Raw genomic sequence first — 25,406 nt, forward strand, 5'->3', positions numbered from 1 at the left:
TGCGCCTTCGCGAGCAGGCTCGCTCCCACAGGGTGAAATGTCGTTCTGGAGATTGCGATGAGCTCAACCAAAGACCCCTGCATCAGCCTCTGCAAATTCTCCGACGACATCTGCCTCGGTTGCGGTCGCAGCAAGCGCGAGATCAAGGCCTGGAAGAAGCTCGACAAGGACGACAAACGCACGGTGCTGGCCGAAGCCGCGCTGCGCCTGATCAAACTCGGTGGTGCCGGTCGGCGGAAAAAGAAATAACCGGCAATCGATCAGCTAGTCTCTGATGCGCGACGGCGCACATCCGCGTATGATTCGCGACCCTTCGCCGATCCCTTCGGCCTGGACCCAGTTTTCAATACTTCAGGCGCCGCCTGAACAGACCACACCGGGAGGTGCCCAGATGAGTGACATCAATCAGAAAGACGACCAGGAAATCGGCCCAGCAGGCGAAAAGCTGCAGAAGGTCCTCGCCCGTATCGGCGTCGGCTCGCGCCGTGACGTGGAATCCTGGATCAGCCAGGGCCGGATCAAGGTCAATGGCAAAGACGCCACCCTCGGCCTGCGCGTCGACATGCACGACGCCATCACCATCGATGGCAAAGTGATCAAGCGCGAAGAGGCCGCCGAATCGGTGCGCCGCGTGATCATGTACAACAAGCCCGACGGCGAGATCTGCACCCGTGACGACCCGGAAGGCCGTCCGACCGTGTTCGACAAGCTGCCGCGCCCCAAAGAAGGCCGCTGGATCAACATCGGCCGTCTCGACATCAACACCACCGGTCTGCTGATGTTCACCACTGACGGTGAGCTGGCCAACCGTCTGATGCACCCGTCCTACGAGATGGACCGCGAGTACGCCGTGCGTGTACGCGGTGAAGTCGACGATGAGATGATCGAACGCCTGAAGGCCGGCGTGGTGCTGGAAGACGGTCCGGCGCGTTTCACCGACATTCAACAGGCGCCGGGCGGTGAGGGTTTCAACCACTGGTACCACTGCGTGGTCATGGAAGGGCGCAACCGTGAAGTGCGTCGTCTGTGGGAATCCCAAGGTCTGGTGGTCAGCCGTCTGAAGCGCGTGCGTTTCGGTCCGGTGTTCCTCAACTCCGACCTGCCGATGGGTCGCTGGCGCGAAATGAGCCAGTACGAAGTCGACGTCCTCAGCGCCGAAGTCGGCCTGACGCCGGTGGCAATGCCGCAGCTGAACGCCAAGAGCAAGGACAAACTCGAACGCATGCAGCGCAAATCGTCGCGGCCGATGGCCAAGACCGAGCGCGTACGCACCCTGCGTCCAGCCGCCGGCGCACCGACCGCGCCGCGCCCGAGCCGTGAGCCGCAGATCGAAGGCGAGCGTCCAGGTCGCAAGCCAGTCGCCCGTGACGGCGAGCGCGCACCGCGTCCGGCCAGCGGTCGCACTGAGCGTGGTGAAGGTCGTGCACCGGCCGGTCGCGGTACGCCAGTGGCGGATCGTCCAGCCGACACCACCAACAAGCGCCCGGCCAAACCGGCGCCGAAGCGTCCGGGGATCAAACTGGTCGATGGCGACAAACCGTCGGGCAAGCGTCGCGGCGCACCGGCTGGTTCCGGTCAGCGCCCGGGTTTCGGTCGCAAGAAACCGGAATAAGGCAGCTGTGAGTTACTAGCTGCAAGCTACAAGCTACAAGCTACAAGCTCCAAGCTACAAGCTACAAGCTGAAGCAAAAACGCCAACCTCAGGGTTGGCGTTTTTTTTGTCTGGACGAAAGTCTGTGCTGACACCGATCGTTCCCACGCTCTGCGTGGGGATGCCTCAACGGACGCTCCGCGTTCGGCTTTGGAAGGGACGCGGAGCGTCCCGGGCTGCATTCCCACGCGGAGCGTGGGAACGATCATCTGCGGCTTACATAATCCCCTGTGGGAGCGAGCCTGCTCGCGAAGGCGTCAGTCACCTAAAACACAAACCGCCCGTCAAACACCGGCTTGTCATCCAGCGCCAACACCCCGCCAGAAAAGATCAGGTCCAGGTGATGACTGCCCTTGGCGCCACCGCCTAATCCAAGATGCAACCCACAATGCCGCTCCTCAAACCCGGCATTGCGTGCATATAGATCCTTCACGCCTTCGTTTGTGCCAATCCCCAACTCCTCAATCCGCCGGTTCGACGGGTTGGCATCCAGGTACTTGTTGAAGTCATGCTCAAGCCCCGGCACGTCGGTGGCGATGCGGCTGATGGTCGAGTTCTCGATCCACAGCTCGAGCGGCGATTCCAGCACGCCGTACTTGCGCGCGAACGGGATGGTGCTGAGGAAGGTGCCCTTGAACTTCACATGGCCGTTGATGGCTTCGCTGTGGGTGGCGATTTCGCCGGGGGCGAGGTCGAAGTTGCCGACGCCGTTGATGTCGGTCCACTTCTTGATGCTGCTCATCGGCGTTTCGAACCATGAGCCGTGGTCATCCTTGAAACTCAGCGTGGTCGCTTGGGACATGCGCTGGATCAGGTGACTGTTGAGCCCGGCGATGCGTTGCGGGGTGATGCTGAAGGTGTCGTAGAAATAGTCGCCGTAATCCTTGAACAGCAGCGACTTCTTCCAGTTTTCCGCCATCACCGCTTGCAGCGCACGAACGAATTCCGGGCCGTCGGGGCGTGGGTTGGGCAGGGTGGAAGAGTCGTAGAAGAAAATGTACAGATCGCTGTCGGCAATTGCCTCGGACAGCGCTGTGGTGCTTTCCAGGTCCAGACGCCGGGCACTGAACTGAAAGCGCGGATGCTCGCCGGCCTGTTCGGCAATGGCGCCGGTCAGGGCTTCGTAATCGGCGGTGTGGCCCAGCATGACCTTCGCCGAGTCGAGGCCGGCGAGGGCAGGGTGATGTTCGAGGTAGTAAAGGAAATGCGAGATGGCGCGGGGCTTGTCCATGAATCCTCCCTGACTGACCGGGGAATGAAGCGGCAGGCACGACCGGCCGGACCGTGCCTGCCCGGGATGTCTTACAGAGGCCACATCGCCGTGCCGAACGGAACCACCGCGTCGGCTTGCATCATTTCCACAGCGGCCTCATGGGTTGGCGCTTCAAACCATTCGTCCAGTTGCAGTTCGGTATCCAAGTCTTTTTCCAGTGCTTGCATGGTCGATCTCCTAGAGAATTTCACGGTTTATGACTGACCGGTCGAGGTGGCCGGTGAGACGTGAAAAACCTAGTTGAGGCTTTTTGCGAATGCAAAATTTTATCCATTTAATTTTTAAATAGACTTTTTGTTCTGTTTTTCAGGATCGATTTTCTTTTTTGAAAACAAAAAACTAGGCAGGCGAAATTGATAGCAAGCTAGCTACCGTCAATATGCAGACATCCTTCGGAAATTTCTGATTCGGAAGATATTCGTTACGCGTTGTAAACAAAACGTGACGAATAGGCCCCGCCGGAGCGGTGATTTCCCGCCTCCGCATCGGTTGTAAGGAAAAGCTTCCGTAAGCCGGGAGAACAGCTGCCGCGCAGGGCTCTGGCGCGCTTGTTTCCAGCCTTCAGGCAGGGTGTGATGCGCCCCATGCCTGTCGTGCAGGCGAATAACAAGAAGGAGGCGCAATGGACGCCGCGACTGATTTCCACTTCTCCCCGTGGGACGGTTTTTTCCTCGTCCCCGTCGATGGCCTGCAAAGGCCTGACTCATATTTTGCAGCCGCTCGAGACTGTCGAGGCGGACACATGCAATCCCGGCAACCGACACGCTGATCAGGCGGGTCTGGCAGCAGGGGGTTAGCGGTGTACAATGCGCCGCGTTTTAACTGTGACCCTCTGCGTAATCGCAAAAATCTCGAGGCTATCCGCCTTGTTCACTCCGCCGCGCCACAAGCGTGCCGGGTTCGATTTCGTCACAGATAAAAACAAACAGGTGACGCATGACCGTTGTAAATGAGCTGAACTCCTGGTGCCTGCGCTGGGGTTTGATCGGGGCTGCCTGAAATCGCAACCTTGCAGCAACGTCTACTGAACATCATCAAACCTTGCGTGAGACCTTTTTCATGAGTGGACAACCCTCGCAATCAGGCGAGCTTAAACGCGGCCTGAAAAATCGCCATATTCAACTGATCGCCCTCGGTGGCGCGATCGGTACCGGATTGTTCCTCGGTTCTGCCGGGGTCCTGAAATCCGCCGGGCCGTCGATGATCCTCGGCTACGCCATCTGCGGCTTCATCGCCTTCATGATCATGCGCCAGCTCGGCGAAATGATCGTCGAAGAGCCGGTGGCCGGCTCCTTCAGCCATTTCGCGCACAAATACTGGGGCGGTTTCGCCGGGTTCCTGTCGGGCTGGAACTGCTGGATTCTGTACATTCTGGTGGGCATGTCCGAGCTGACAGCGGTTGGCAAGTACATCCATTACTGGGCGCCGGACATCCCGACCTGGGTCTCCGCTGCTGCATTCTTCGTGCTGATCAACGCGATCAATCTGGCCAACGTCAAAGTCTTCGGTGAAGCTGAATTCTGGTTTGCGATCATCAAGGTTGTGGCCATCGTCGGCATGATCGCGCTGGGCAGCTACCTGCTGGTCAGCGGCCATGGCGGCCCGCAAGCCTCGGTGAGCAACCTGTGGTCCCACGGCGGTTTCTTTCCCAACGGGGTGAGCGGTCTGGTGATGGCCATGGCGATCATCATGTTCTCTTTCGGCGGTCTGGAAATGCTCGGTTTCACCGCCGCTGAAGCCGACAAGCCGAAAACCGTGATCCCGAAAGCGATCAACCAGGTGATCTACCGCATCCTGATTTTCTACATTGGCGCACTGGTGATCCTGCTGTCGCTGACCCCGTGGGACAGCCTGCTGGAAACCCTCAACGCGTCCGGCGATTCCTACAGCGGCAGTCCGTTCGTGCAGGTGTTCTCGATGCTCGGCAGCAACACCGCCGCGCACATCCTCAACTTCGTCGTGCTGACCGCTGCGCTGTCGGTATACAACAGCGGCACCTACTGCAACAGCCGCATGCTGCTGGGCATGGCCGAGCAGGGCGATGCGCCAAAAGCGCTGGCGAAGATTGACAAGCGCGGCGTGCCGGTGCGTTCGATTCTGGCGTCGGCGGCAGTGACGCTGGTTGCCGTGCTGCTCAACTATCTGATCCCGCAGCACGCGCTGGAACTGCTGATGTCGCTGGTGGTTGCGACGCTGGTGATCAACTGGGCGATGATCAGCTACTCGCACTTCAAGTTCCGCCAGCACATGAACCAGACCAAACAGACGCCGCTGTTCAAGGCGCTGTGGTATCCGTACGGCAACTTCGTCTGCCTGGCGTTCGTGGTGTTCATCCTCGGCGTGATGCTGCTGATCCCGGGGATTCAGATCTCGGTGTATGCGATTCCGGTGTGGGTGGTGTTCATGTGGGTCTGCTACCTGATCAAGAACAAGCGCAGTGTGCAGGCGGTGGTGGCTGCAACAGCGAAATAACCTCGCAGGCAGAAACGACAAACCCGGCCAGAGTGCCGGGTTTGTTGTTTTGAAATGGAAAAATCTGGCATCACACCGAACCCTGTGGGAGCGAGCCTGCTCGCGAAAGCGGTCCATCAGAAACATCTGCATCGACTGACACACCGCCTTCGCGAGCAGGCTCGCTCCCACAGAGGTTGAGTGAATCAGGTTATCCTGCACGCTCTGATTACGGACGCTTTTCCATGCTGGTGATTTCCAACAATGTGCATCTGCCGGATGCCGAGATCGAATTGACCGCCATCCGCGCGCAAGGCGCCGGTGGGCAGAACGTCAACAAGGTCTCCAGCGCCATGCACTTGCGCTTCGACATTCCCAACTCGTCGTTGCCGGAGTTCTACAAGGAACGCCTGCTGGCGCTGCGAGACAGTCGTATCACCAGCGACGGCGTGCTGATCATCAAGGCGCAGCAATATCGCACCCAGGAAGCCAACCGCGTCGATGCGCTGGAGCGGCTGGTCGAGCTGATTCTCAGCGCCACCAAAGTGGAAAAGAAACGCCGCCCGACCAAGCCGACCCTCGGTTCGAAGAAGCGTCGGCTGGAGTCGAAAACCAAGCGCGGCAGCATCAAGGCCGGGCGCGGCAAGGTGGACTTCTAAACCTCGCGATACTTCGCCGTGTGCTTGTACAGATAGACACTCAAGCCAAGGCCGCTCAACGCAGCGAAGGCTGCGAACAGAAAGATCGAAGCAAAACCGAACCCCGCCGCAATCGCCCCGGCCAGCGGCCCGGTGATCCCCAGCGACAAATCAATGAACAGCGAATAGGCACCGACCGCCGCACCACGGCTCGAGGCCGGCACCAGATTCACCGCCTCCACGCCCAGCGCCGGGAACACCAGCGAGAAGCCGAAACCGCTCAGCGCCGCACCGGCCAGTGCCCAATGCGCATCCGGAGCAATCCACAACAGCAACAGTCCCAACGTTTCCACCGACAGGCAGGCAATCGCCACGCGGAAGCCGCCGAGGCGGTTGATCAGATTGCCGAACAGCAGCCGCGCGCCGATGAAGCTGGCGCCGAACAGGCTCAGGCACAGCACCGCGTTGTCCCAGTGCTGGGTCGCGTAATACAGGGTAATGAACGTGGCGATGGTGCCAAAACCGATCGAACCCAGCGCCAGTCCGCAGCCGTGAGGGAAGACTTTGCCCAGCACATGCATGAACGGCAGACGTTCGCCGGCAACAATCGGCGCAGCGGTTTTTGGCCATGCCAGCGCCAGACCGAGCAGAGCGAGAAGGATGATGCTCACGCCCATGCTCCACAGCCCCAGCCGGCTCACCAGCCAGACACCGAACGGCGCGCCGATCGCCAGGGCGCCGTAACTGGCGATGCCGTTCCAGGAAATCACTTTCGCTGTATTCGCCGCGCCAACACTGCCGATGCCCCAGCCAATCGAGCCGGAACCGACCAGACTCTCGGCGCTGCCCAACACCAGGCGGCCGATCAACAGGCTGATCAGGCTCAGCAGTGGCAGGTTCGGTGTCCACGCGGAAATCAGCATGAACACACCGCTCAAGCCACAGCCAGCGAGGCCGATCATCACTGCGCGTTTGCTGCCCTGGTTGTCGATGATCTTGCCCGCGTACGGGCGGCTGAGCAGGGTGGCGAGGTATTGCACGCTGATCACCAGCCCGGCGATCACCGCACCGAAACCCAGGTCACTGTGGACGTAGCCCGGCAACACGGCGAGCGGGATGCCGATGTTCAGGTAACCGATGAAGGTGAAAAGGACGATGGAGACTACTTGCAGCGTAACCGCCAGCGGACGCTGGGGCTCGGGTATAGACGACATGGGTAACGATCCACGGGAGCAGCAGATTAGATAGGCTGCTCATGATACCGGCGTGAACCGCTCAAGGGCGGGGAAAAGTAAAACTATTTGCCGGGCGGCGTTTTCAGGATTTCGCCGGGGCGACCAGTTGCGTGGTGACGAGGGCGGCGAGGGCGTTTTCTTCGCTGCCGAAACGCTCGAGCAGGGCGGCCTGTTTCGCGGGTGAGAGGCGATTCCAGATCTCGATCATTTTCTCGGTGGCGCCGATCAGCACGGCAGCTTGGCTTTCGGAGAATTCATCGGTCATGGCGGGCTCGGGTTTCAGGCAGTGTGGAAAGCGCATGTTAGCGCTTTCCACACGGTCTGTACGGCGGGTCTTACTCTTCGCTGTCGGCTTTGCGGCTGTCAGCGGCTTCTTGCGGCTCGGGCTTTTCAGCACCGGCGTGTTGCGGGGTCGTCTGCTCAGGTACGTGCAGGCTTGGGAAGGGGAGATTGGGAATCTCGTGCATGGTTGCGCTCCTCGCTAAGTCTGTTGATAGATCAGGTGCTCCGCGCTTTACAAAGCCTGCGCAGGATACAGCAGGAAAAATGACAATCAGACTTTTAATTCAAATTAATGCGACAGATGGCCGCAGGGCGCGAGATCAACCGAAAACTAAATGTGCTGATCGTTCCCACGCTCTGCGTGGGAATGCCTCAATGGACGCTCTGCGTCCGCTGTTGGGACGCGGAGCGTCCCGGGCTGCATTCCCACGCAGAGCGTGGGAACGATCAGTCGGGCGGGGGGATTATTTGCAGGCGTCGGCGATGGCGTCCGCAAGCAATGCGAGGCGGGTGGCGTCAATGCCGGCGACGTTCGCCCGACCCGAGCTGACCATGTACACGCTGTGCCGCTCGCGCAGGTTCTTCACCTGTTCCGGCGACAGGCCGGTGTAGGAGAACATCCCGCGTTGCACGCCGATGTGCGCGAAACGCTCACGCAAACCGTGGGGTTCCAGCGCTTCGACCAGACCGCTGCGCAACTGCGCGATACGCAAGCGCATCGCTTCCACTTCATCGGCCCAGCGCGCTTTCAGCTCTGGATCGGCGAGGATGGTCGCGACCACCGCCGCGCCGTGATCCGGCGGCGTCGACCACAGATTGCGGGCGATATTGGCCAGTTGGCTGCGGATGTCGATGAGCTTGTCAGCGCTGGTCGCGCAGACGATCAGCGCACCGGTACGGTCGCGATACAGGCCGAAGTTCTTCGAGCAGGAACTGGTGATCAACAGCTCCGGGAGCTGTGCCGCGAACAGCCGAGTCGACCAGGCGTCCTGATCGAGGCCATCGCCAAAACCCTGATAAGCGAAGTCGATCAGCGGCAGCAGATCGCGGCTGCGCACCACTTCAAGCACGCGCTTCCAGTCGTCATGGCTCAGGTCGAAACCGGTCGGGTTGTGGCAGCACGCATGCAGCAGCACCACGTCGCCCTTCGGCACTTCCCTGAGCACGGCGAGCATCGCTTCGACGTCGAGGCGGTTGTCACTTCCCACGTACGGGTAGTGGCTGACCTTGACCTTGGCGGCGGCGAAAATGGTTTCGTGGATCGGCCAGGTCGGGTTGCTCAACCACACGCCTTTGCCCGGCAGGCATTGCGCAATGAAGTCGGCCGCCAGACGCAGGGCACCGGTACCGCCCGGGGTCTGGGTGGCGCCGGCGCGTTGTTCGGCGATCAATGCCGAGTCGCTACCGAGCACCAGTTCGTTGATGACCTTGCCGAACAGCGGATTGCCGTGGCCACCGAGGTAGGTCTTGGTGTCCTGGCTTTCGACCAGTCGTGCCTCGGCGATTTTCACCGCCTCGGGGATTGGCGTCAGACCCTGGGCATCCTTGTAGACGCCAACGCCGAGGTCGAACTTGCGCGGATTGGCATCCTGCGCATAGGCCTCCATCAAACCGAGAATCGGGTCGCCGGGGACCCGGCCGATGGCGTCGAAGTGCATTACTTGCGTCCTTCTGCGGTCTTGGCCACTTCGTCAGTGCGCGCAGCCATGATGAAGTCGTTGCGGTGCAGGCCTTTGATCGAATGGCTCCACCAGGTCACGGTGACTTTGCCCCACTCGGTCAGCAGGCCCGGGTGGTGACCTTCGGCCTCGGAGATTTCGCCGACGGCGTTGGTGAACGCCAGCGCGTGCTTGAAGTTCTTGAACAGGAAAACTTTTTCCAGCTGCATGATGCCGTCGCGTACTTCGATGTTCCAGTCAGGGATCTGCTTGATCAGGATCGGCAGTTCTTCGTCGCTGACTTGTGGCGCATCGGCGCGGCAGGCTTCGCAGTGGGCTTGGTTCAAAGTCGACATGGTGTATTCCTGAAAACGAGTGTGTTTTTTATTAAAGCGCGTGTGCCGCCAATGCCGTCACGCTAAAGCAAAGTGGCGGCCACGGACAGGCGCAATTGTCAGCAAAAGTCGCGGTTCAGGCGGCTTTGGGTTTCGGCGGAAATTTCGGCGCGTGCAAGCCCAGCTGCATGCCTTGGCGAACCATGGCCATGATGTCTTCATGGGCCACGTCGAACAGGCGCTTGAGATTGGGCAGGACGAAGTACAGCGGCTGCAGGATGTCGATGCGATACGGCGTGCGCATGGCTTCCAGGGGATCGAAAACCTGATGCTCGGGCTCGTCCGACAGGCAGTAAACGGTTTCTTTGGGCGAGGACAGAATCCCGCCACCGTAGATGCGCTTGCCTTGCGGGGTGTCGACCAGACCGAATTCGATGGTCATCCAGTACAGCCGCGCCAGATACACGCGCTCTTCCTTGGTCGCTTGCAGGCCGAGCTTGCCGTAAGTGTGGGTGAATTCGGCGAAGTACGGGTTGGTCAGCAACGGACAGTGGCCGAAGATCTCGTGAAAAATGTCCGGCTCTTGCAGATAGTCGAGTTCTTCGCGGGTACGAATGAAGGTGGCGACGGGGAATTGCTTGCTGGCGAGCAATTCGAAAAAGGTCTGGAAGGGAATCAGCGCCGGCACCCGGGCAACCTGCCAGCCGGTGGTCTCGCCGAGCACTTTGTTGATCTCGGCCAGTTGCGGGATGCGGTCGTGGGGCAGACCGAGTTTTTCGATACCGTCCAGGTATTCCTGGCACGCGCGACCTTCTATCACCTTCAACTGGCGAGTGATCAGCGTGTTCCACACCGCGTGTTCTTCGGCGGGGTAGTCGATAAAACCTTGCGCATCGGGCTCGCGAGCCACGTATTGCGTCTGCTTCATGCTGCTCTCCTGCTAGGAAAATCGTTTTTGTTATGTCCAGCGATGGTTAAAGGAATACCCCAGAGCGCGAAGCTGCGCAGCATGTTGAGCGGTGATTGCGTAGGAAAATTCTGCTTGTTTCGTAAATTTATCGTTACGCTTTGTCGGGTGATGCGCATTTACGGTGATTGGCGGGTTTGAAAAGGGTTGGGGCTGTCACATAATCTTGACAACTATCTGCGTGCCTCGACAAAAAACAGTTCGGCGCGCAACGCGTTTCCCTGTGGGAGCGAGCTTGCTCGCGAAAGCGGTGGGCCTGACACATCAATGCAGGATGTGCCGCCACCTTCGCGAGCAAGCTCGCTCCCACACGGGCATTGGTCAATTTCCCAATCTTGTCGGGCCTTTTTCTATGCGCATCAAAGTCCACTGCCAGAACCGCATCGGCATCCTGCGCGACATTCTCAATCTGCTGGTGGCATACGGGATCAACGTTGCCCGCGGTGAAGTTGGCGGTGAGCATGGCAATGCGATCTATCTGCACTGCCCGAACCTGATCAACATCCAGTTCCAGGCGTTGCGCCCCAAGTTCGAGGCGATCGGCGGGGTGTTTGGGGTCAAGCGCGTCGGGCTGATGCCCAGTGAACGCCGACACATGGAATTGAACGCACTGCTCGGCGCGCTGGAGTTTCCGGTGCTGTCGATCGACATGGGCGGCTCGATCGTTGCGGCCAACCGCGCGGCGGCGCAGTTGCTCGGGGTGCGCGTCGATGAGGTGCCGGGGATTCCGCTGTCGCGCTACGCCGAGGATTTCGACCTGCCCGAACTGGTGCGCGCCAACAAGTCGCGAATCAACGGCATGCGGGTCAAGGTCAAAGGCGACATCTTTCTCGCCGACATTGCACCGCTGCAATCGGAGCACGACGACAGCGAGGCCATGGCCGGCGCCGTACTGACGCTGCACCGCGCCGATCGGGTCGGCGAGCGTATCTACAATGTGCGCAAGCAAGAGCTGCGCGGTTTCGACAGTATTTTCCAGAGCTCGAAAGTCATGGCCGCTGTGGTCCGCGAAGCGCGACGCATGGCGCCGCTGGATGCACCGCTATTAATAGAAGGCGAAACCGGCACCGGCAAGGAACTGCTCGCGCGCGCCTGTCACCTCGCCAGCCCGCGTGGACAGTCACCGTTGATGGCGCTCAACTGCGCCGGACTGCCGGAGTCGATGGCCGAGACCGAACTGTTCGGCTACGGCCCCGGCGCTTTCGAAGGCGCTCGCGCTGAGGGCAAGCTTGGCCTGCTGGAGTTGACCGCTGGCGGCACGCTGTTTCTCGATGGCGTCGGCGAGATGAGCCCGCGCTTGCAGGTCAAGCTGCTGCGCTTTCTTCAGGACGGTTGCTTCCGTCGCGTCGGCAGTGATGAAGAGGTCTATCTCGATGTGCGGGTGATCTGCGCAACCCAGGTGGACTTGTCCGAATTGTGCGCGCGCGGCGAGTTTCGTCAGGATCTCTATCACCGCTTGAACGTGCTGTCGCTGCACATCCCGCCACTGCGCGAATGCCTCGACGGTCTGACGCCGCTGGTTGAACACTTTCTCGATCAGGCCAGTCGGCAGATCGGCTGTCCGCTGCCGAAACTGGCCCCGGCGGCGATGGATCGCCTCAGCCATTACCACTGGCCGGGCAACGTGCGGCAGCTGGAAAACGTGCTGTTCCAGGCGGTTTCCCTGTGCGACGGCGGCACGGTCAAGGCCGAACATATTCGCCTGCCGGATTACGGCGTGCGTCAGCCGCTTGGCGACTTCTCCCTCGACGGAAGTCTGGACGAGATCGTCGGGCGTTTCGAAAAAGCGGTGCTGGAACGCTTGTATTCCGAGCACCCGAGCAGTCGGCAGTTGGGCAAGCGGCTGGGGGTTTCGCACACCACCATTGCCAACAAGTTGCGCGAGTATGAGGTTGCCAAAACCTCCGAAAGCTAAATAGAGCCTTTGTGGCGAGGGGATTTATCCCCGATGGGCGGCGAAGCCGCCCCGCTTTTCCTTCCCAGCGACCTCATTTGCAGGCTTGGCGACTGCTGCGCAGCCGAACGGGGATAAATCCCCTCGCCACAGGATCTCCATCCCCCGCCGAACTGAGGATTGCCACTAACCGGCATGACACCGCCGGTTTTTCGTCTTCGACCCATTTGAGATTCCCCCCTCCGATCCCCCCAAGTCCCCTGTTTACCGGGCCTTCGCCCGCCAATAAAAAGTTGGTCTGCAAATTGCTTATGGCTGAGCAGTACAGCGGTGGGCGGCAAACGTCCGGCATGCAGAGGAAACACAGTGGACAAGTACCTTTATGTGGCAATGACGGGCGCCAGCCAGAACGCACTGGCGCAGCGGGCGCATGCCAACAACCTGGCGAACATCTCCACCAACGGCTTTCAGCGCGACCTCGAGCAGGCGCGTTCGATGCCGGTGTTTGGTGACAGCTTTCCGGCGCGGGCGTTTGCCATGAGCGAACGTCCCGCCACCGACTTCACCCCCGGCTCGCTGGTGCAAACCGGGCGTGAGCTCGACGTCGCGGTATCCGGCAACGGTTTCATCGCCGTGCAAAACCCCAGCGGTGGTGAAAGCTACGTGCGCACCGGCAGCCTCAACATCGACGCCCTCGGCGTACTGCGCGCCGGCAACGGCATGCCGGTGATCGGTAATGGCGGCCCGATCGCCGTGCCGCCCGAGCAGCAGGTCGAAGTCGGTGAAGACGGCACCATCAGCATTCGCGCAATGGGCGAAGGTCCGCGCGTCATGGCCGAAGTCGACCGCATCAAGCTGGTCAACCCGGACATCAAGAACATGAACAAAGGCCTCGACGGTTCGATTTACACCAAGGACGGCCAGCCGGCGCAAGCCGACGCCAACGTCAAACTGGTCTCGGGTTTCCTCGAGTCGAGCAACGTCAATGCCGTGGAAGAAATGACTTCGGTGCTGGCCCTGGCCAAGCAGTTCGAGTTGCACGTCAAGATGATGAACACCGCCAAAGACGACGACCAGGCCATGGCTCGGGTCTTGCAGATCAGCTAATTATCAGAACGTCGCGCCGTAAAACAGGCGCACGAGGAGAATCGAATGCTTCCGGCTCTATGGGTTGCCAAAACCGGTCTGTCCGCCCAGGACACCAACCTGACCACCATTTCCAACAACCTGGCGAACGTCTCGACCACGGGTTTCAAACGTGACCGTGCCGAGTTCCAGGACCTGCTCTATCAGATCAAGCGTCAGCCAGGCGCCCAGTCGACCCAAGACAGCGAACTGCCGTCGGGTCTGCAAGTGGGTACCGGTGTGCGCATTGTCGGCACCCAGAAAAACTTCACCGCCGGCAGCCTGCAAACCACCGAGCAGCCGCTGGACATGGCCATCGACGGTCGCGGTTTCTTCCAGATCCTGCAGCCGGACGGCACCACGTCCTACACCCGTGACGGTACTTTCCACCTCGACTCCAATGGCCAGATCGTCAACGCCAGCGGTTTCGCCCTGGAACCGGCGATCATCATTCCGAACGATGCGCAGACCTTCACTGTCGGCCGTGACGGCACCGTGTCGATCACCATCGCCGGCAACCCGGCCTCGCAAGTGATCGGCAATCTGCAGACCGCCGACTTCATCAACCCGGCCGGCCTGCAAGCCGTGGGCAACAACCTGTTCCTGGAAACCGCTGCTTCCGGCGCGCCGCAGATCGGCACCCCGGGCCTCAACGGTTTCGGTACCACGCTGCAGAACACCCTGGAAACCTCCAACGTCAGCACCGTTGAAGAGATGGTCAACATGATCACCACTCAACGCGCCTACGAGATGAACTCCAAGGTGATCTCCACCGCCGACCAGATGCTCTCGTTCGTAACGCAGAATCTGTAATCCAGTCTTTGGGGCGGCCTGAGGTCGCCAGCAACACCGTGAGGTAGGGTCATGAAGCGCTTTGTATCTGTTCTGGCATTGAGTGGGGTCGTCTCGCTCGCGGGCTGCGTCGCCCCGACGCCCAAGCCCAATGACCCTTACTACGCCCCGGTGTTGCCGCGCACACCGTTGCCGGCGGCGGCCAACAACGGCTCGATCTATCAGGCCGGCTTCGAGCAGAACCTGTACAGCGACCGCAAGGCGTTCCGGGTCGGTGACATCATCACCATCACCCTGAACGAGCGCACGCAGGCAAGCAAGAACGCCAACTCGCAGATGGACAAGAACAGCGATAACTCGATCGGCCTGACCTCGTTGTTCGGCTCCAGCCTGACCACCAACAACCCGATTGGTGGTGGCGACTTGAGCCTGAACGCCGGCTACAGCGCCGACCGTTCGACCAAGGGCGACGCCAAGTCCGGGCAGAGCAACAGCCTGACCGGTTCGATCACCGTGACCGTGGCCGACGTGCTGCCCAACGGCATCATCGCCGTGCGTGGCGAGAAGTGGCTGACGCTCAACACCGGTGACGAACTGGTGCGCATCGCCGGCATGGTCCGCGCCGATGACATCGCGACCGACAACACCGTGTCGTCGACCCGCGTCGCCGATGCGCGCATCACCTACTCGGGTACCGGCGCGTTTGCCGATACGAGTCAGCCAGGCTGGTTCGACCGTTTCTTCCTCAGCCCGCTGTTCCCTTTCTAGGTGGCTACGTTGAATCTGAAAAGCCTTATGGTGGCCGCGTTGTTGATGTCTGCGGCGTTCACCGCACACGCCGAGCGGCTGAAAGACATCGCCAGCATTTCCGGCGTGCGCTCCAACCAGTTGATCGGTTACGGCCTGGTGGTCGGGCTTAACGGCACCGGTGACCAGACGACGCAGACCCCGTTCACCCTGCAGACCTTCAACAACATGCTCTCGCAGTTCGGCATCAAGGTGCCGCCGGGATCGGGCAACGTGCAGTTGAAGAACGTTGCGGCGGTGTCGGTGAGTGCCGATCTGCCAGCGTTTGCAAAGCCAGGTCAGCAGGTCGACATCACCGTGTCCTCGATCGGTAACTCCAAGAGCCTGCGCGGCGGCACCTTGCTGCTGACGCCGCTCAAGGGTATCGACGGCAACGTCTATGCGATCGCTCAGGGCAACCTCGTGGTTGGCGGTTTCGACGCTGAAGGCCGTGATGGTTCGAAGATCACCGTCAACGTTCCGTCGGCCGGTCGCATCCCTGGCGGTGCGTCGGTGGAACGTGCGGTGCCGAGCGGTTTCAACCAGGGCAACAGCCTGACGCTGAACCTCAACCGCTCCGACTTCACCACCGCCAAGCGTATCGTCGACAAGGTCAACGACATGCTCGGCCCTGGCGTCGCCCAAGCCATCGACGGCGGATCGGTGCGCGTGACTGCGCCGCTGGATCCGAGCCAGCGTGTCGACTACCTGTCGATCCTGGAAAACCTCGAAATCGATCCGGGTCAGGCGGTGGCAAAAGTCATCATCAACTCGCGTACCGGCACCATCGTCATCGGCCAGAACGTAAAAGTGTCGCCAGCCGCCGTGACCCACGGCAGCCTGACCGTGACCATCACCGAAGACCCGATCGTCAGCCAGCCGGGCCCGCTGTCCAACGGCCAGACCGCCGTCGTACCGCGCTCGCGAGTGAATGCCGAACAGGAAGCCAAACCGATGTTCAAGTTCGGCCCGGGCACCACCCTCGACGAGATCGTCCGTGCGGTGAACCAGGTCGGCGCAGCACCGGGTGACCTGATGGCAATTCTCGAAGCTCTGAAGCAGGCCGGCGCATTGCAAGCCGACCTGATCGTGATCTGAGGCCGGCCACCATGGATATGCGCAAAAGCGGTCTGGTCAGCAGCAGCGATTCGGGTTCCTACTCCGACCTCAATCGTCTGAACCAGCTGAAGGTCGGCGACAAGAACAGCGACGAAAACATGCGCAAGGTTGCGCAGGAGTTCGAGTCGCTGTTCCTCGGCGAAATGCTCAAGTCGATGCGTTCGGCCACCGAAGCGCTCGGCCAGGACAATCCGCTGAACACACCGGCGGCCAAGCAGTATCAGGAAATGTACGACCAGCAGCTGGCGGTTTCTATGTCCCGCGAGGGCGGTGGTATCGGCCTGGCCGACGTACTGATCCGGCAGATGTCGAAGAACAAACCGATGGCGCCGGGCGAGGCTGCGGCCGCGTCCGCCGCCAAGCAGCAGGAAGCGCTGGCCAAGGCCGCCGCCGTGCCGACGCCGATTGCCGCCGGCACCGTCGCCACCGGTCCGCTGTCCCGCGTGAACGGCGAGCGTCCGTTGTGGGCATCGCGCTCGGTGCATGCGCCGAACAACACCGATATTTCCCATCGCAACGACATGGCGCTGATCAACCAGCGGCGTCTGGCATTGCCGCCGAAACTGGCCGATCGCTTGCTCGCTGGTCTGGTGCCGTCGGCGCCGAGCGTGGCCAGTGCCAGCACTGCGGCCGCAGCGACCAACGCCTTGCCGCAACGGGCTGCGACTACCGCCGTCACAGGCTCCGGCGCTTTGTACAACGGCGACTGGCTGGCCCGTGCCGAAGAGCAGAAAGCCGCTGGCGGGCAGATGCAGGTCTACGGCCGCGCCATGGTGCAGATTCCGCTGGCACCGGCGAAGAAGGCCTTCAGTTCCGCCGACGAGTTCGTCAACACCATGCTGCCGATGGCCAAGGAAGCCGCCGACCGCATCGGCGTCGATCCGCGTTATCTGGTGGCGCAAGCGGCGCTGGAAACCGGTTGGGGCAAATCGGTCATGCGCGCTCAGGATGGCAGTAGCAGCCACAACCTGTTCGGCATCAAGGCCAGCAGTAACTGGAAGGGCGATTCGGCCCGCGCGATCACCAGCGAGTTCCGCAATGGCGCGATGGTCAAGGAGACGGCCGAGTTCCGTTCCTACGCCTCGTACAAGGACAGCTTCCACGATCTGGTGACGTTGCTGCAGAGCAACAATCGCTATCAAGAAGTGCTGAAGTCGGCCGATAACCCAGAACAGTTTGTACGCGAGTTGCAGAAGGCCGGTTACGCCACCGACCCGAACTACGCGACGAAGATTTCGCAAATTGCCAAGCAGATGAACAGTTTTGAAAACTACGCTGCGGCGGGTGTCTCCACCACGCCTTTATAAGGCACCAGGTAATAAGGTCTGAACCATGAGTTTGCTCAATATCGGGATGTCGGGACTGTCGGCCAGCCAGTCCTCTCTGGCTACGACAGGCAACAACATTGCCAACGTCGACACCGCCGGTTATTCACGTCAGCAAACCGTGCAGGGCACCAAGTCCTCGCAGCAGTACGGCAGCGTTTTCATCGGCACGGGCACGACCCTGGCCGACGTGCGCCGGGTGTACAACTCGTACCTGGAATCGCAGCTGCACACCGCGACTTCGCTGGACAGCGAATCGGCTGCGTTTCTCAAGCAGGCGACGCCGCTGGACGCCATGCTGTCGGACACCAACACCGGCCTGACCGGTGTGCTGCAGAAATTCTTCACCTCGATGCAGGGTGTATCGACGTCGGCCACCGATGACACTTCGCGTCAGTCGGTGCTGACCGGCGCGCAGGCGCTGACCAGCCGCTTCAATACCCTGGCCAAGCAGCTCAACGACCAGAACACCACGATCAACGGCAGCCTCGGCGACATGACTGCCCAGGTGAACAAACTCGCCACGGCGATCGCCAATCTCAACCAGAAGATCGGCGAAATCTCCACCAGTGGCGGGGCGCCGAACGACCTGCTCGACAGCCGTAACGAAGCCGTGCGTCAGCTCTCCGAGCTGACCGGTGCGCAAGTCGTCGAGCGCGGCACCAGCTTCGACATTTATGTCGGCAGCGGCCAGCCGCTGGTCATCGGCAACACCACCAACAGCCTGAGCATGGTTGCGAGCAAGACCGACCCGTCGCGCATGTCGATCCAGATGGATCGCGGTTCGAGCACCATCGACATCACTTCGGTGATCAGCGGTGGCGAAATCGGCGGTCTGCTGACCTATCGCAAGGAAGTCCTCGACCCGTCGCTTAACGAGCTCGGTCGCGTGGCCCTGGTGATTGCCGATCAGATCAACAGCCAGCAAGCCCAGGGCATCGACAAGAACGGTGACTTCGGCGCGGCGATTTTCAACAACATCAACAGTGCCGCTCTGATCAGTCAGCGCAGCATTGCGAAGGACGGCAACAGCGCCGGTTCGGGCAACCTCGATGTGACCATCAAGGACACCGGCAAGCTGACCACCAGCGACTATCAGGTGACCTTCACCAGTGCCACCGATTACACCGTCAAGCGTTCCGACGGCACCGATCTGGGCGCATTCAGCACTACGACCAATCCGCCGCCAGTGATCGACGGCTTCACCCTGGCCTTGAATGGCGGCGCGCTGAGCGCGGGTGACTCGTTCAAAATCACGCCGACCCGCAACGCGGCGGCGAGCATTCAGACGGTCCTGACCGATCCGAAGAAAATCGCTGCGGCCGGTCCGCTGACCGGCGTCGCCAGCGCCAACGGTCTGGGCACTTACACCCAGCCGACGCTCAGCGACAAGATCGACATCTACAACCCGACCGCCCAGGCTGACATGCAGGCAGCGTTGAAGAATTCGACGCCGGTCAAACTGGTGTTCGGCGCAGCCAGCGGCGGCAGCCAATCGTACAACCTGGTCGACGCCAAGGGCGCGACCATTGGCACCGGTACCATCGTGCCCGGCCAGTCGAACACGCTGAATCTGAAGGTCGGCATCGTCGACGCCAGCGGCAACCCGGTGATGGACACTACGGTCACGCCGAACGTGCAGAAGACCTTCACCGTGCAGACCACCGTGGGCGGCACGCCGAAAACCGGCGAGACCTTCACCATGAACCTGACCGGCGCGGCGTCTTCGGACAACCGCAACGCCCAGGCACTGGTCGCATTGCAAACCAAACAGACCGTGGACACCGGTTCGGCGAGCAAGGGCATCAGCCTGACCGACGCCTACAACACCCTGGTGACCAACGTCGGTACCAAGACCGCCCAAGGCAAGTCCGACAGCGCCGCGACCACGGCGATTCTGGAGAACGCCAAGGGTGCCCGCGATTCGCTTTCCGGGGTCAACCTGGACGAAGAAACCGGCAACCTGGTCAAGTACCAGCAGTACTACACAGCGTCTTCGCAGATCATCAAAGCTGCGCAGGAAACTTTCGCCACGCTGATCAACAGCCTTTAAGGAGTCGTAATTCATGCGCATTTCCACCGCCCAGTATTACGGAACGCAAGCTTCGGATTATCAGCGTAACTTCAACAAGGCTGTCGCCACCGCGAGCGAGGCGAGCAGCCTGCAACGCATCAACACCGCCGCCGATGATCCGATCGGTGCCGGGCGCTTGCTGCAATTGGGCCAGCAGGCAGCGATGCTCGATCAGTACAAGACCAACGTCAACACCACCAAAAGTGCGTTGACCGTGCAGGAGTCCACGCTGGATTCGATCACCACGGCTTTGGCACGGGCCAAGGAACTTGCGCTGGCCGCGAACAACGGCACGATCACCGACAAGGACCGCCAGGCTTACGCCTCGGAACTGGGTGAGATCCAACAGCAAGTGCTGGGCCTGATGAACGCCAAGGATGCCAACGGCAACTACCTGTTCTCCGGTTCGAAAACCGATACCGCGCCGTACTCGAAGAATTCTGACGGCACGTTCAGCTACAACGGCGACCAGACCACCATCGATCTGGGCATCGGCGACGGCATGACCGTGGGTACCAACACCACCGGTTGGGACGCGTTCCAGCAGACCATCAACACCGGCCGCACCAACACCAAAATGACTGCGCCAGCTGTGGATGACGGCCGTGTCGTGCTGTCCAACGGCACCGTCGGCACTGTTGCCACCTACGATGCCAAGTTCACTGCCGGGCAGCCGTACACCGTCGATTTCGTCAGCAGCACCCAGTTGAAGATCACCGATGCGCTGGGCAACGATGTGACCGCCGAGGCGAGCCAGAATGGCCTGATCAGCAACAGCAGCGGCGCCAACCAGACCGTCAGTTTCCGCGGCGTCGATCTCAAGCTGAACGTCAACCTGAAGGCCGGCGATACCAATCCGGACGCCGTTATCGCAGGGCACAGTTTTCAGCTGTCGGCCTCGCCGGACTCGTTCACCACCACGCGTAATCCGGGTAACCCGTCGACCAGCGTGATCACCGGTTCGACCATCACCGATCAGGCAGCCTACACCGCAGCTTTCCCGCAGGGCGGAGCAGTGCTCAAATTCACCAGCGCCACCGATTTCGATCTGTATGCCGCGCCAGTGACCGCCGACAGCAAGCCGGTTTCCTCGGGCACGGTTGCCGGTGGTAACGCCACCGCTGCCGGTGTGACATTCGCGCTGGGCAGCGCGCCGGCCGCTGGTGATCAGTTCTCGATCCAGCCGAACAATCATCAGACCCAAAACGTGCTCGACACCCTGGGCCAGATGATCACCGCGCTGAATACGCCAGTCGATGGCGATCCGGTTGCCAAGCAGAAATTGCAGGGCGCGATGGAGGCAGGCCTCGGCAACATCGATGCCGCTTCCAACCAGATCGGCACCGCAGTCACCACCATTGGTGCCCGCGGCCAGGCGCTGGACATGCAGGCCATCACCAACGACAGCCTGACCACGGCGAACAGCACGACCCAGGGTTCGATCCGTGATTCCGATCCGGCTGAAGTCATGACCCGTCTGACCCTGCAACAGACCATGCTGCAAGCCGCGCAACTGGCGTTCAGCAAGATCAGTCAGTTGGGTCTGTTCAACAAGATCTGATGATTGGCGGGTGCGTGAGCGCCCGCCAACGTTGTGCCTCTGTTAATGATTTTTTGCGGTATCAAGGGCTCGTTTTTGCGAGCGGGCTCGTACCGCCTGTGAGCCCGCCGTGAATTCACTTCCTCTCGTCAGCATTGCCATCCCTGCGTTCAATCCGCGCTTTTTCGAGCGGGCATTGAACAGCGCCGTCAGCCAGACATACGCGCCTCTTGAGATCATTGTCTGCGATGACAGTCGTGGTCGTGAGATCGAAGGGATTGTCAGCGCTGTGGCCGAGCGCTCGGGTGTTGCCGTGCGCTATGTGCGCAACCCGCGCACACTGGGCCTGGTCGGCAATCTCAAGGCGTGCCTTGATCAGGCGCAGGGTGAATTCGTCAAGTTCATGTGTGACGACGACCATCTCTATGCCGCCTGCATCGAGCAGCAGGCGCACGAGATGTTGCGTGAGGAAGTCAGCCTGGTGCTGGCTCAGCGGCTGTTCTGGGACGCCGACGACATCATTCTGCCGGCGCGCCTTGAAAACACTTCGTTGTCACCGGCCAGCGGTCTGTTCAAGGGTGATGACCTGCTGGGCATCTTCGAAAAATTTCCGGTCAATGTGCTGGGCGGTTTCTCCAGCGCCTTGTTCCGTCGTTCGGACCTCGTCGACTTGTTGCCGGCGCTGACTCAGGACGGCCACTGCTTTGTTGCCACCCTGGATTTCGCCTTGTACGTATGCCTGCTGCGACGCGGCAATCTGGCGATGTCGAACACCGTGCTCAGTGCCGAGCGGCTGTATCCGGAGCGCTTGAGTGCTCAGCAGCCGATGAAAGACGCGGTCGAGGTCGAGCGCGAGTGGATTCTGCAAATGCTCAAGGCGCGCAGTGGCGAGTCGGCGCCAGCGCCGGGTTGGGTGCGCTATGTCCCGCTGACCAAGGCTGACGCAATGCCGCGCGTCTGGGAAGAGCTGCCCCTGAGCCGTACGCTGGGTACCAAGCAGAGTCGCCAGGAGTGGTGCGTCGGCATCGATAGCTGGAGCTTCGCCGAACTCTACGCGCACTGGCTGCAGTGCCGCAGTCTCACTGAAGGGCAGCGCAAGTTACTGCCGGAAACTCTGGCCGCCTGGCCACAACAGCCGCGAATAGTGCCGATCGTCATTGATGCCCAGGGCAGTCGCGATGGAGTCGAGCGCACGCTTGAGGCGCTTGCTCGGCAGGACTATGCGCCTGAACTGATTCTGGTGCTGTCCGCTTCCTGTAACGAGGCGACGCTGGATGGGCGCGTGTTCCACATGCCACTGGAAGGTGACGGGCTGGGTCAGATCAACGCTCTGTTGCCCCAACTGGAGGGCGCCGACTGGTTCTACCTGTTGCAGGCCGGTGACCGGCTGATGGTGCCGGCCTTGCTGGTCATGGCTGACCGGATTGCGCACTCGCCGTCGCTCGGTTGCGTGTACAGCGATGAAGGCGGTCTGCGCGACGGTGAGTCCGTGGAACCCGCCTTCAAACCCGATTTCAACCTTGATCTGATGCGCAGCTACCCGTATGTCGGGCGCGCCTTGGCGTTCAAGCGCGAACGCTTTCTGGCGCTGGGTGGTTTTGACACGACGTTCACCGAACTGGCTCCTCACGATATGCTGTGGCGCATGGTCGAAAGCGACGGCACCCAGGTGATCGGGCATGTCGCCGAAGTTCTGCTGGAGTCGCCATTCGATCTGTCGCGGTGGTTGGCCGAGCCAGGCGTCATCGAACAGAACCCTCGTGTGCTCGAAGCGCATCTGCAACGCATTGGCGTTGCCCATGAAATCCGCCGTGGCAGTTGCCAATTGCTCAATCGTGTCGACTATCGGCACGCGCGCCGTCCGCTTGTGTCGATCATCATCGTCACCCGGGATCAGACCGCTGCCTTGCAGCGGTGTGTCGAGACCGTGCTGGAAAAAACCGCCTACGCCGACTACGAACTGCTGCTGGTCGACAACGGCAGCGAAACCGCTGAGGCCAGAGCATGGCTGGACGGCATCGCGCAATTGGGTGGTGACCGAATCCGCGTGCTGACGTACCCGCAGCCGGACAACATGGCTGCCCTGCACAATTTTGCCGTGACCAAGGCTCGTGGCGAATATGTGCTGCTGCTCAATACCTTTGCAGTGATCACCCACGCCGACTGGCTGGACGAACTGCTCAATCATGCGCAGCGCCCGGAAGTCGGCGTGGTCGGCGCCAAGTTGTTCAACCCGGATGGTTATGTGCTGCATGCCGGCATGATTCTGGGGATGCAGGGCGCGGTCGGGCTGCCATTTTATGGACAGTCGCTGCAGTCGGACGGTTATATGTTCCGGCTGCAGGCCACCCACGATCTGAGTGCAGTCGGCGGTGATTGCCTGATGGTGCGCAAGACGGTTTTCGAGGCGGTGGCAGGGCTTGACGAAGAGGATTTGAAGCAGGCGCTGAACGTGGTGGATCTGTGCCTGCGCATCGGCCAGGAAGGCTACCTGGTAGTGTGGACGCCTTATGCCTTGCTGGCTCAGGGCGTGCGCCCGACTGTCGAGTCGACAACTGAGCAAGGCCAGCAACATTTGCACGAGCAGGAGATCTTCTACAAGCGCTGGCTGCCGCGCATTGCCCGCGATCCGGCCTTCAACGTCAACCTGTCACTGCAGGGCGTCGGAGCGACCAGTTTCAGCCTTGAGCCGGGCCTGCGTACGGGGTGGACTGCTTTTTCCAGGCCGCAATTGCCCAACGTACTCGCTGTGCCGATCAATGCCTCAGCCATTGGCCATTACCGCATGAGTCAGCCGCTGATAGAGCTGGAAGCGGCGAACCGGGCCGAAGGGTGTATTCGTTACGGCTTGCCGTCGATCATTGAAATCGAGCGTCAGTCGCCGGATGTCATCGTCCTGCAAGGGCGCTATTCCCAGGGCGCGATCGATGAAATCCCGCCGCTGAAAAAGTTCTGCCATGCCCGGCGCATCTTCGAGCTGGATGACTATGTGATCGATGTTCCGCATCGCAATGCGCATATCCGCAACATGCCCAGCAAGCAGGAAATGGAACGGATGGTGCGCCAGGCGATCAGCCTGTGCGACCGCGTGGTGGTGTCGACTCAACCACTGGCCAATGCGCTGTCGGACATGCATCACGACATTCGCGTAGTCCCCAACATGCTTGCGCAAAACCTCTGGACCGGTCTGCGGGGGCAGCGCCGCACCTCGAAAAAACCTCGCGTGGGTTGGGGCGGAGGCACCAGCCACCATGGCGATCTGGCGGTGATTGCCGATGTCGTGCGTGAATTGGCCAACGAAGTTGACTGGGTATTCTTTGGCATGTGCCCGGATGACCTGCGTCCGTACATGCACGAGTTCCACGGTGTGATTCCTCTGGACGTCTATCCGGCCAAGCTGGCCAGTCTTAACCTCGACCTGGCTCTGGCACCACTGGAGTTTCACATTTTCAATGACTGCAAGAGCAATCTGCGTTTGCTGGAATACGGCGCCTGTGGTTATCCGGTCATCTGCACTGACACCGAAGCCTATCAGGGCTACCTGCCGTGCACGCGGGTGAAGACCAACAGCACTGATGAATGGCTGCAGGCGATTCGCATGCATCTGGCCGACCCTGACGCGAGTTATCGCATGGGTGACGAGCTGCACGAGGTGGTCATGCGCGATTATGTGTTGCGTGGTGACAATCTGCGGTATTGGGAGAATGGCTGGCTGGCGGATTGATCGTTTATATAGGCGGCTTTTTGGGGTTGCCTTTTTTTGGGCCTTGGCGGCCTTTGGGCCGACCAGGCTGTTGGGGTTTTGGGTGTAGATCCGTTTCTGCGGGTGTTGCTGATTACGGTTCCGCCCTTACGGCGGGTCACCTTTTTCAAACGCCAAAAAGGTAACCCAAAAGGCTTGCTCCTACGTTCGGCCCTCGCAGGCTCGGGTCCCTTCGCTGCGGGACTGATCCGGGCGCAGCGGCTCCGGTTTGCTTCGCTGCACCTCCTTCCGCTGTGTCTGGCTGCGCCAGACGGTCGCTACGCTCCCACGCCCGGATCAATCCCTCCGCTCAGCCTTCCGACGTCGCCGGTGGATCAAGATCAAAAGCGGTACTCGAGCTTGCGCTCATTGTTGAGTGGGGCGGCTTTGCCGCGGGCAGCTGCGCTGCTTTGCTTTTCTGTGGGAGCGAGCCTGCTCGCGAAGGCGGCCTGACAGCCGACCCATTTCTTGCTGGATGCACGCGATCCAACTGTAGGAACTGGCGAAGGCTTGGGCCGT

Annotated in this window: 21 protein-coding genes; 13 read left to right on the forward strand and 8 right to left on the reverse strand. The window is 60.8% G+C overall.

Features of this window, described 5'->3' with window-relative positions; genetic code table 11:
• Nucleotides 1-57: 57 nt before the first annotated feature.
• The gene (locus tag OK411_RS08630) at nt 58-249 is read left to right on the forward strand and encodes a DUF1289 domain-containing protein (RefSeq protein ID WP_016771121.1); all 192 of its coding nucleotides are present in this window, start codon (nt 58-60) and stop codon (nt 247-249) included.
• Between the two features lie 142 nt (nt 250-391).
• Nucleotides 392-1,612: a 23S rRNA pseudouridine(2605) synthase RluB gene (rluB, locus tag OK411_RS08635; protein WP_150742446.1), complete on the forward strand. Its 1,221-nt coding sequence runs from the start codon at nt 392-394 to the stop codon at nt 1,610-1,612.
• Nucleotides 1,613-1,916: 304 nt separating this feature from the next.
• On the opposite strand, the gene OK411_RS08640 is transcribed toward rluB, so the two are convergent.
• On the reverse strand, nt 1,917-2,882 hold the full coding sequence (locus OK411_RS08640; protein ID WP_071171406.1) for a leucyl aminopeptidase: 966 nt from the start codon (nt 2,880-2,882) through the stop codon (nt 1,917-1,919).
• A gap of 71 nt (nt 2,883-2,953) precedes the next feature.
• A complete protein-coding gene (locus tag OK411_RS08645) occupies nt 2,954-3,091 on the reverse strand; it encodes a hypothetical protein (RefSeq protein ID WP_003222780.1) in 138 nt (45 codons plus the stop codon).
• An 892-nt stretch (nt 3,092-3,983) separates the two neighbouring features.
• On the opposite strand from OK411_RS08645, the gene OK411_RS08650 reads away from it, so the two are divergent.
• Nucleotides 3,984-5,396, forward strand: a complete 1,413-nt coding sequence (locus OK411_RS08650) for an amino acid permease (protein ID WP_016771120.1) — start codon at nt 3,984-3,986, stop codon at nt 5,394-5,396.
• Between the two features lie 224 nt (nt 5,397-5,620).
• Nucleotides 5,621-6,034: an alternative ribosome rescue aminoacyl-tRNA hydrolase ArfB gene (gene arfB / locus OK411_RS08655; protein WP_130902801.1), complete on the forward strand. Its 414-nt coding sequence runs from the start codon at nt 5,621-5,623 to the stop codon at nt 6,032-6,034.
• On the opposite strand, the gene OK411_RS08660 is transcribed toward arfB, so the two are convergent.
• From OK411_RS08660 to phhA, 6 genes are all read right to left on the reverse strand, one after another.
• The gene (locus tag OK411_RS08660) at nt 6,031-7,218 is read right to left on the reverse strand and encodes an MFS transporter (RefSeq protein WP_264364757.1); all 1,188 of its coding nucleotides are present in this window, start codon (nt 7,216-7,218) and stop codon (nt 6,031-6,033) included. The two genes, arfB and OK411_RS08660, sit on opposite strands and share 4 nt — an antisense overlap.
• A gap of 112 nt (nt 7,219-7,330) precedes the next feature.
• On the reverse strand, nt 7,331-7,513 hold the full coding sequence (locus OK411_RS08665; RefSeq protein WP_123443095.1) for a hypothetical protein: 183 nt from the start codon (nt 7,511-7,513) through the stop codon (nt 7,331-7,333).
• 70 nt (nt 7,514-7,583) lie between these two features.
• Nucleotides 7,584-7,715, reverse strand: coding sequence for a hypothetical protein (locus tag OK411_RS08670; RefSeq protein WP_016771117.1), 132 nt, complete (start codon nt 7,713-7,715; stop codon nt 7,584-7,586).
• A gap of 279 nt (nt 7,716-7,994) precedes the next feature.
• Nucleotides 7,995-9,188, reverse strand: coding sequence for an amino acid aminotransferase (locus OK411_RS08675; RefSeq protein ID WP_217879533.1), 1,194 nt, complete (start codon nt 9,186-9,188; stop codon nt 7,995-7,997).
• Nucleotides 9,188-9,544 carry a 4a-hydroxytetrahydrobiopterin dehydratase gene (locus OK411_RS08680; RefSeq protein ID WP_016771115.1) on the reverse strand — a complete coding sequence of 119 codons (357 nt, stop codon included), beginning with the start codon at nt 9,542-9,544 and terminating at the stop codon, nt 9,188-9,190. The genes OK411_RS08675 and OK411_RS08680 overlap by 1 nt, the downstream gene beginning before the upstream one ends.
• A 115-nt stretch (nt 9,545-9,659) precedes the next feature.
• On the reverse strand, nt 9,660-10,451 hold the full coding sequence (gene phhA / locus OK411_RS08685; RefSeq protein WP_056783748.1) for a phenylalanine 4-monooxygenase: 792 nt from the start codon (nt 10,449-10,451) through the stop codon (nt 9,660-9,662).
• 391 nt (nt 10,452-10,842) lie between these two features.
• Between phhA and OK411_RS08690 the strand changes: the two genes are divergently transcribed.
• From OK411_RS08690 to OK411_RS08730, 9 genes are all read left to right on the forward strand, one after another.
• A complete protein-coding gene (locus tag OK411_RS08690) occupies nt 10,843-12,405 on the forward strand; it encodes a sigma-54-dependent transcriptional regulator (protein ID WP_136492187.1) in 1,563 nt (520 codons plus the stop codon).
• A gap of 345 nt (nt 12,406-12,750) precedes the next feature.
• Nucleotides 12,751-13,491 carry a flagellar basal body rod protein FlgF gene (locus tag OK411_RS08695; RefSeq protein WP_016771112.1) on the forward strand — a complete coding sequence of 247 codons (741 nt, stop codon included), beginning with the start codon at nt 12,751-12,753 and terminating at the stop codon, nt 13,489-13,491.
• A 45-nt stretch (nt 13,492-13,536) separates the two neighbouring features.
• A complete protein-coding gene (gene flgG, locus OK411_RS08700; RefSeq protein ID WP_016771111.1) occupies nt 13,537-14,322 on the forward strand; it encodes a flagellar basal-body rod protein FlgG in 786 nt (261 codons plus the stop codon).
• Nucleotides 14,323-14,373: 51 nt separating this feature from the next.
• Complete coding sequence (flgH, locus tag OK411_RS08705) at nt 14,374-15,069, forward strand: flagellar basal body L-ring protein FlgH (protein WP_016771110.1); 696 nt, start codon at nt 14,374-14,376, stop codon at nt 15,067-15,069.
• 27 nt (nt 15,070-15,096) lie between these two features.
• A complete protein-coding gene (locus tag OK411_RS08710; protein WP_024012083.1) occupies nt 15,097-16,185 on the forward strand; it encodes a flagellar basal body P-ring protein FlgI in 1,089 nt (362 codons plus the stop codon).
• 11 nt (nt 16,186-16,196) lie between these two features.
• The gene (gene flgJ / locus OK411_RS08715) at nt 16,197-17,513 is read left to right on the forward strand and encodes a flagellar assembly peptidoglycan hydrolase FlgJ (protein WP_264364744.1); all 1,317 of its coding nucleotides are present in this window, start codon (nt 16,197-16,199) and stop codon (nt 17,511-17,513) included.
• A gap of 25 nt (nt 17,514-17,538) precedes the next feature.
• Nucleotides 17,539-19,584: a flagellar hook-associated protein FlgK gene (gene flgK, locus OK411_RS08720; RefSeq protein ID WP_071171415.1), complete on the forward strand. Its 2,046-nt coding sequence runs from the start codon at nt 17,539-17,541 to the stop codon at nt 19,582-19,584.
• A gap of 13 nt (nt 19,585-19,597) precedes the next feature.
• Nucleotides 19,598-21,166 carry a flagellar hook-associated protein 3 gene (locus tag OK411_RS08725; protein WP_136492188.1) on the forward strand — a complete coding sequence of 523 codons (1,569 nt, stop codon included), beginning with the start codon at nt 19,598-19,600 and terminating at the stop codon, nt 21,164-21,166.
• 109 nt (nt 21,167-21,275) lie between these two features.
• Entirely contained in the window at nt 21,276-24,869 is a 3,594-nt protein-coding gene (locus tag OK411_RS08730; protein ID WP_264364745.1) for a glycosyltransferase, read from the forward strand.
• The last annotated feature ends 537 nt before the right edge of the window (nt 24,870-25,406 follow it).

Origin of the sequence: Pseudomonas sp. RG1 (genome assembly GCF_025910115.1) — a bacterium.
Taxonomy (GTDB): Bacteria; Pseudomonadota; Gammaproteobacteria; order Pseudomonadales; family Pseudomonadaceae; genus Aquipseudomonas; species Aquipseudomonas atacamensis.